Below are 4,794 nucleotides of genomic sequence, written 5' to 3'. Positions count from 1 at the left end.
GCTTTCACCAGACTATACTATACACGCCGAACTGGCGCACAACTTAAGAACCCTCAGGGCAAAAGCCCTGTCATACCTCGCCTGCGCAGCAGGCGTCAACCCTCACGCTAGGGCATATCCCTCAGCAGCTCTGCCGCGTCCTTCTGTACTTCTTTTTCTTCCGCCGTTTCTGCTTTCATTTCCAGCACCGCCCGGGCCAGTTCTTTTCCTTCGTACCGTTTCCCTTTGAGCACTTCCGGAATGGCGGCGATGAAGTCGGCTTCCAGGCCGTCGGAGTCTACGGAGACTTCCTGCACCAGGCCGCGGTCCACGGAGAAGGAAAATTTCAAGAAGCCCCAGTCCCAGCGGCCTTCTACAGGCACGTCGAATTCATGGGCTGCGCCGAAGCGCCAGTCCCAGGAGGAGAAGAAGGCAATCCTGTCTTTCAGTGCTTCCTCCGGTATATCGGAGGAATGGATTTCTTCCACCGGAAGGCCGTAGACTTCGCCGAAGCTCTTCTGCAGGGCTTCGGTCAAACTTTCTACAGTAATGGCAGGGGCGAGGTCCGAGAGGTTCACTACTTTGGCGGGCACGGATTTCACGCCTTTGTAGTTCATCTTGGAGCCGTCCACGTTCAGGTATTTCACCATGTCCTTCATATCTTCTGCAATAAGGAGGGTGCCGTGGTGATAGCAGAGGTCTCCATGTTTGTAGAAGGCGTTTCCGGAAAATTTGCGGCCGTGGATTTTGATATCGTTCCTGCCGCTTTTTTCCGCCTGAATTCCAAATTTCTTCACACCTTCCACAATGACAGAGAGCTGTTTTGCCACATCGTAGTCCTGCCTTCGGGCCAGAAAAGAGAAATTCATATTTCCCAGGTCATGGTATACCGCACCGCCGCCGGAGAGCCGCCGGGCGAGAAGACCCCCATCTTCTTCCAGTTTTTTCACATTGCACTCATGCCAGCCGTTCTGGTTTCTGCCAATGACCACAGTATTCCTGTTCTGCCAGAGAAAGAAAATGATTTCCCCTTCCTCCACATGGTTCATGAGATATTCCTCCACCGCAAAGTTGCGGAAGGGGTTTTGCGTGTCCTGCCAGTTTTTAAGAAATGTCAATTTCCGGATCATCATTCGTCTCCAAAATCATAACGTATGCGGGGATGACGGGCTGCCTTCACTTCGTCCGGCCTGCCGATGGGCGTGGTGTGAGGTGCGGTATGAAGGGATTCCGGGTCGGTCCGCCCTTTTTCGAAGACCCGGAGGAAAGCTTCTGCCGCCCTGTCCAGGGTTTCCCTGTTTTCCGTTTCCGTAGGCTCCGCCATCAGTGCTTCGTGAACGATCAGGGGAAAGTACATGGTAGGCGGGTGCATGCCTTCGTCCAGAAGACCCTTGGCCACGTCCAGCGCCGATACGCCCGTTTCCTTTTTGTAATGAGCAAGGGTCATGACGAATTCATGCATGCAGCTTCCCGGATAGGCCATGTCCATGTGGGAGGAGAGTTTCTTCATCAGATAGTTGGCATTGAGCACCGCATGGGCTGATGTTTCGGCAAGGCCTTCCGCCCCCAGCATGAGGATGTATGCATAGGCTCGAAGGATGACCAGGAAATTGCCGTAGAACATTTTCACCCGGCCGAAGGATTTTGCGGGATCCATGAAATGGTACTTTTCCCCTTCCTTCACCACCACCGGATGGGGCAGGAAATCTTTCAGGAAATCTTTGCAGCCCACGGGGCCGCTTCCCGGACCGCCGCCGCCATGGGGTGTGGAGAAGGTTTTGTGCAGGTTCACATGGACACAGTCAAAGCCCATGTCCCCCGGCCGGGCTCTTCCTACCACGGCGTTCAGGTTCGCCCCGTCATAGTAGCAGAGGCCCCCTGCTTCATGGACGATACGGGTGATTTCCAGAATGTTGGGGTCGAAAATACCAAGGGTATTGGGATTGGTGAGCATAAGACCTGCCGTATCATCTCCCACTGCATTTTTCAATCCTTCAAGGTCGACGCCTCCCCCTTCATTGGAAGGCACATGCACCACCTCGTAGCCTGCCATGGCCGCGGAGGCGGGGTTGGTGCCGTGGGCGGAATCAGGAACGATGATTTTCGTCCTCTTCGTATCCCCCCGGGACAGATGGTAAGACCGGATGAGCCGAAGGCCCGTGTATTCGCCGTGAGCACCGGCAGCGGGCTGCAGGGTCATATCATCCATGCCGGTAATGGCGGCAAGAAGCTTCTGCAGTTCATACATAACCGCAAGGCTTCCCTGCACACTGTCCTCCGGCGCCAGGGGATGGATATGGGTAAAATCCTTCATGGAAGCAGCTATTTCATTCATCGCAGGATTATACTTCATGGTGCAGGAACCAAGGGGATAAAAGCCCTGGTTCACCCCGAAGGCCTGCTTCTCCAGCTGTCCGTAATGGCGGTCCAGTTCCACCTCATCCAGCTCCGGCAGATGAGGCGCTTTTTCACGAAGAGGAAGTCCTTCCGCCGCCGGTACGTCCAGGGCCGGGAAGAGTTCCATGTGATGTCCCTTTTTGGATCTTTCAAATATGAGCTCCATGGGCCATACCTCCTTTCAGGATGGAAACCAGCCTGTCCATGTCCTCCCGGCTGTTCATTTCCGTAGCACACCAGAGAATGCCCTCCTTCAGCGGAAGACCGCCCAGAATGTTTTCCTTCTCCAGAAGTTTTTCCACATCCTTTGGCGGAATGGGCGAATCGGTGACAAATTCATCAAAGAAGGGGCCCTTGTATTTCAGAGGAAATCCGATTTCCGAAAGCTTATCCGCCAGGTAATGGGCTTTGGCGGCACACTGGGACGCCGCTTCCTTCATCCCCTCCGGCCCCAGGGCTGCCATGTAGGCGCCTGACGCCATGGTACAGAGGGCTTCATTGGAGCAGATATTGGAAGACGCCTTTTCCCTTCGGATATGCTGTTCCCTGGCCTGCAGGGTGAGCACATAGCAGCGGTTTCCCCGGCTGTCCGTAGTTTCTCCTACGATGCGGCCCGGCAGCTTCCTCATGAGTTTTTCCCGGCAGGTCATAAATCCCATGTACGGGCCACCGAAGGAAAGGGGCAGCCCCAGTTCCTGTCCATCGCCTACGGCAATGTCGGCACCATATTCCCCCGGCGTCTTCAAAAGGCCAAGGGACATGGGAGACACGGACATGACGGCCCTGGCTCCTGCCTCATGGGCCAGCGTGACAAGCCTATCCCCATCTTCAATGAGGCCGAAGAAATTGGGGTTCTGGAAGAAGACCGCCGCCGTACTTTCATTCAGCAGGGAAGAAAGGGCTTCTCCGTCCGTTTTTCCCTCTTTGGCGGGAATCAGGGTCAGTTTCACATGACGGCTTTCACAATAGGTCTTCATCACTTCCAGCACCTGGGGGTGCATGGCAGCAGACGCAAGGATTTCATTTCTTTTCCGCTCCAGGCACATGAATACCGCCTCCGCCGCTGCCGTGGCGCCGTCATAAACGGAAGCATTGGACACGTCCATGCCGGTGAGCTCGGATATCATGGTCTGGTATTCAAAGATGGACTGCAGGATGCCCTGGCTGATTTCCGCCTGGTAGGGCGTATAGGTGGTGCGGAATGCCTCCTTGTTGATAACCTGCTTCACAATGGCAGGAATGTAATGACAGTAGGCACCGGCACCTCTGAAAATAGAAGTAAACCGGCGGTTCTTTGCCCCGGTATGCTCTATGTCCAAAAGCACTTCCATCTCGCTTTTTCCTTCGGGGATATCTATCCCTTTCCCGTACACCTCCTTCGGCACCTGCCGGTACAGGGCATCCAGGGAAGGAAGGCCCAGGAAATCAAGCATCTCCTTCGTTTCGGAAGGAGACGATGGTACATAGTTTCCCATAATCATTCCTCCCCGCAGGTTTTGCAGAACTCCTCATATTCCTTCGCATCCATGAGCTCCTCCATGTCACTCACGTCTTTCACCTTTACGAACCAGGAACCGTAGGGGTCGCCGTTCACCTTTTCCGGCGCATCCAGCAGTTCTTCATTCACCTCTTCCACTTCGCCGGTTACAGGGCTGTACACATCGGACACCGCCTTCACCGATTCAATATCCGCAAAGGTATCGCCGCTTGTGACCGCATCCCCTGCCTCCGGAAGATTGACAAATACAATGTCCCCCAGCTGGTCCTGGGCATAGTCCGTAAGACCGATGAGCACAAGGTCTCCTTCTTTCTTCACCCATTCATGGGTCTTGGCATACTTTACATCCTTTGGAAAATTCATGGTAATTCCTCCTTTGATACTCTATAGAAAATGTGATATATGGTAAAGATGAAATTTGAGATATAGAGCCACTGCGTGGCAGGGTTCAGAAGGTTCAGAAGGTTCAAAGGGTTCAGAGGGTGGTGGTGGGCTGTATTCCCGAAGGGGCCTGCCGCTGCGCGGCAGAGGGGCGTATGGCCCTGTGCTAACGCACGGGCCAAGGGTTGCGTCGCTGCCGCTCAGGGGGCAAAGGCCGTGGTGGGCGCCTTTTGGAAATATGGGGCGCCAGTTTGTATAAAACCTTAACAACCGCCCTGACAGGCGAGGGAAAAGCGGCCCCCTTTGGTGGCTGGCGCCACCACCTTTCCCCCGCTAAAGCGGGGGCACTATGGACGCTTACCAATGTACCACATGACTCTGCAGGAAAGCTTAGAGAGGTTTATTCTGCCCCCTGAATAGGGGGAAGTCCGGCGCAGCCGGATAGGGGGTGGCCACCGAAGGTGGCCTATTCAGCAGAATGTTCAGAGGGTGTAAAATTCCTTGTGTAAATTAGATTCCTATTAATAAACATGACATTT

Annotated in this window: 4 protein-coding genes; all 4 read right to left on the bottom strand. The window is 54.4% G+C overall.

Annotation, left to right across the window (positions count from 1 at the left end):
- Positions 1-107: 107 nt before the first annotated feature.
- Genes Q0482_RS02475 through gcvH form a run of 4 tightly spaced genes read right to left on the bottom strand, consistent with a single transcriptional unit; the run spans position 108 to position 4,237 of the window.
- Positions 108-1,112 (bottom strand): lipoate--protein ligase, encoded by a 1,005-nt coding sequence (locus tag Q0482_RS02475; RefSeq protein WP_299142928.1) that lies wholly within the window; start codon positions 1,110-1,112, stop codon positions 108-110.
- A complete protein-coding gene (gcvPB, locus tag Q0482_RS02470) occupies positions 1,109-2,542 on the bottom strand; it encodes an aminomethyl-transferring glycine dehydrogenase subunit GcvPB (protein WP_299142925.1) in 1,434 nt (477 codons plus the stop codon). The genes Q0482_RS02475 and gcvPB overlap by 4 nt, the downstream gene beginning before the upstream one ends.
- On the bottom strand, positions 2,526-3,851 hold the full coding sequence (gene gcvPA, locus Q0482_RS02465; protein ID WP_299142922.1) for an aminomethyl-transferring glycine dehydrogenase subunit GcvPA: 1,326 nt from the start codon (positions 3,849-3,851) through the stop codon (positions 2,526-2,528). The genes gcvPB and gcvPA overlap by 17 nt, the downstream gene beginning before the upstream one ends.
- Positions 3,852-3,853: 2 nt before the next feature.
- Positions 3,854-4,237 (bottom strand): glycine cleavage system protein GcvH, encoded by a 384-nt coding sequence (gene gcvH / locus Q0482_RS02460; protein WP_299142919.1) that lies wholly within the window; start codon positions 4,235-4,237, stop codon positions 3,854-3,856.
- Positions 4,238-4,794: the final 557 nt, after the last annotated feature.

The organism is uncultured Dialister sp., from assembly GCF_937959425.1.
Lineage (GTDB): Bacteria > Bacillota > Negativicutes > Veillonellales > Dialisteraceae > Dialister.
This window is presented reverse-complemented; position numbering and strand designations above follow the sequence as displayed.